Source organism: Rhodocytophaga aerolata, from assembly GCF_030503435.1.
GTDB lineage: Bacteria > Bacteroidota > Bacteroidia > Cytophagales > 172606-1 > Rhodocytophaga > Rhodocytophaga aerolata.
Genome location: NZ_JAUKPO010000119.1, coordinates 1 through 3,109 on the forward strand (window position 1 = coordinate 1; position 3,109 = coordinate 3,109).

General features: G+C 43.1%; 3 protein-coding genes. All 3 read left to right on the forward strand.

Annotated elements, in window-relative coordinates; translation table 11 throughout:
* Positions 1–345 precede the first annotated feature (345 nt).
* Complete coding sequence (locus tag Q0590_RS36915; RefSeq protein WP_302042705.1) at positions 346–1,602, forward strand: RNA polymerase sigma factor; 1,257 nt, start codon at positions 346–348, stop codon at positions 1,600–1,602.
* Between the two features lie 103 nt (positions 1,603–1,705).
* Positions 1,706–2,299: a dihydrofolate reductase family protein gene (locus tag Q0590_RS36920; protein WP_302042706.1), complete on the forward strand. Its 594-nt coding sequence runs from the start codon at positions 1,706–1,708 to the stop codon at positions 2,297–2,299.
* A gap of 156 nt (positions 2,300–2,455) precedes the next feature.
* Complete coding sequence (locus Q0590_RS36925; protein ID WP_302042707.1) at positions 2,456–2,854, forward strand: YciI family protein; 399 nt, start codon at positions 2,456–2,458, stop codon at positions 2,852–2,854.
* Positions 2,855–3,109: the final 255 nt, after the last annotated feature.

The following is a 3,109-nucleotide window of genomic DNA, read 5'->3' on the forward strand; positions in this document are numbered from 1 at the left end:
ATTTTCAATTTAAGTTATAGAAAGAGAAAGTAGTTAAAATAACTTCCCCTTTCAGTAAACTAAATAGTAAAGCGACTAAACCTTAATCTAAAGATATTTGTCTTTCCTGCGCCTACCTGAAAACCAGGTGGGCCGACATCACAAACCAAATTCTGGCCTTTCATTGTTTATCTCTCTTTGAATCCTTATTTTTTGCTCAGCTTTCATATTAAACACTTATTTGTTATAGGGCTTCATTGACTAGTGATGGTGTACCTTTGGAAGCAAAATAATGCCCTAAAAGATAGCCCAAATTAGCCGGGAAAGTAAAAACAATATAAAAACGCTAGAATCTAACAGACCAACATGCAAAATTCTCCGGAATATATTCATATTCCCCAACTCCTGAGCGAGATTTATCGGAAAGAGTCGCGCTTTGTGTTTGCCACCCTGATTCGCTTGCTTGGTGACTTTGACCTTGCTGAAGACGCCACCCATGATGCTTTCAAGGCAGCCCTTGAGCAATGGGGTACTAAAGGCATTCCTGCCAATCCGAGGGCATGGCTTGTTTCTACCGGTCGCTTTAAAGCAATCGATTCTATGCGGCGTCAATCCAAATTTGACCCCTTGCAGCTACAGCAAATCCGGCAATTGGAAGCTGAGACGCCCGATCCTTCCGGACAGGTTGACAAAGAGATTGAAGACGATGTACTCCGGCTGATCTTCACTTGCTGTCACCCGGCTTTGTCGCTCGAGGCTCAGACAGCCATGACCCTACGTGAGGTTTGTGAGCTGACCACTGAAGAAATCTCAAGGGCCTTTCTCCTTACCCCATCTACTCTGGCCCAGCGGATTGTGCGTGCCAAGACCAAAATTCGCCAGGCAAAGATTCCCTTCGAAGTCCCTGCCGAACAGGAATTGCCGGACAGACTTGAGGCCATTCTCCAGATTATTTATCTACTATTTAACGAAGGCTATTATGCTTCGTCAGGCGAATCGTTAACCCGTGTTAACCTTTCAAGCGAAGCAATTCGACTTGGGCGACTTTTGCATAATTTGCTGCCGGATCCCCAGGTTACAGGATTGCTTGCCCTCATGCTGCTGCAGGAATCCCGCAGGCCTGCCCGCACCAGCTCAACAGGAGATGTTATTCTTTTGGAAGACCAGGACCGCTCGCTTTGGGATCATGGTATGATTGAGGAAGGATTATTGTTGGTAGAACACGCATTCGCATCTAAACGGTTAAGCCCCTATACCTTGCAAGCAGGTATTGCAGCCTTACATGCCCAAGCAAAGAATCCTGATGGTACAGATTGGGCACAGATTACCCGACTATATAGTTTGTTACTGCGCATAAACCCTTCTCCTGTTATTGAATTAAACCGGGCAGTTGCCATCGCCATGCACAAGGGACCAGAGGCAGGATTGCAGCAGATCAATGCCATTCTCGAGCGTGGAAAGTTAAACGACTATCATCTGGCGCACGCAGCACGGGCAGAACTGTACCGAAAAATAGGCTACACCAATCAAGCAAGGGCGTCTTGGGAACGTGCGCTTGCCCTGGCACAACAAGACCCGGAGAGGCGCTTTATCGAACGAAAGCTGAAAGAGCTGGGAGCGTAATTTCCTAAATAAAAAAAATCAAAATTGTTTGTCGATTCCCTCGGCTGCTATTCGACTATTTGGTGAACACAAAAAATTAGTCCCAAATAAATCATAACAGAACATGACTGAAAATAAAATGCCCATGAGAAAAATAATTTCATTTATGCACCTATCCCTTGACGGTTTTGTAGCAGGATTAGACGGAGAAATGGACTGGATTAAAGTGGATCAAGAAATTTTTGAATATGTCGGAAAGCGGATAAGCGAAGGCGATACTGCCTTATATGGACGGTTAACTTATCAGATGATGGAAAATTACTGGCCTACGGCAGCAGACAAGCCGACAGCGAGCAAACACGACATTGAACATTCAAACTGGTACAACAAAGTTCACAAAGTTGTTTTATCAAAAACAATGACAGACACGGGTTTGACTAACGCTACAATTATTAGCGACAACCTTTCGGACAGAATCAATGAAATAAAACAAGGGGCAGGTAAAGATATCTTGCTTTTTGGTAGCCCAACGGCAACACATTCACTGATTGAACAGAACTTAATTGATGGCTACTGGCTATTTGTAAATCCAATTATTCTTGGACGAGGCATTCCTTTGTTTGTCGACATCAAAGACAAAATACAACTAAAACTACTAAATACCCGACAATTTGCTATCGGAGTAACTGAACTGAATTATATAGTAGACAGACAATAACGACCCACTGCTAAGGGCGTGTATGTGCTAGTAGCGGGTATAAGGGTAAATCAAAGGTCTGTACCTCTAATCGGAGGCATATCACTATGCAGAGATATTTCTGAAGAGAGGTAAATCAACACAGAAAATTTAATAAATAAACCTAAAAGGATCAATATGAAATACATTTGCCTTGGATACATGAATGAACAAGTTTGGGAAACACTATCAGAAAGCGAACGCAACACCTATATGGACGAGTGTTTTATTTACGATAATGAACTTCGCAAGAATGGTCACTTTGCAAGTGGAGAGGCACTGCAAGGTGCCATGAACGCTACCACATTGAGGTGGGGCAGTGGCAAGGTCTCCATAATTGATGGCCCCTTTGCTGAAACCAAAGAGCAAATCGGTGGCATTATGATACTTGAAGCCACCGATCTTAATCATGTCATCCGCCTGTTGTCAAAGCATCCTTCACTAAAACTAGGACGTGGCAGTTGTAGTTGGGAAATCCGGCCGTCCGCCGATCTGACAGCACTGATTGCAGAGAGTGAGCAGCGAAGGAAGGCATAGCACAATCGTATGTGAGGCCACGGTTTTTCAAACATTTCAAGAAGAAGTGTGCTGATGCTTTAAATTTCTAATCAAAAAAGGAGTAGTTAAATTAACTTCCCCTTTCTGTTAACTCATCATAGTAAAGCGAGGAGAAAAACAAGCCTTCAATACATGGATATAATCAATAATCCTTTTCCTGTATTTTTATATAGATTTTTGCAAACAAAAGGGGAAGTGTTGTCAACTTATAACTTCACCAGAATAGGGTGAGAA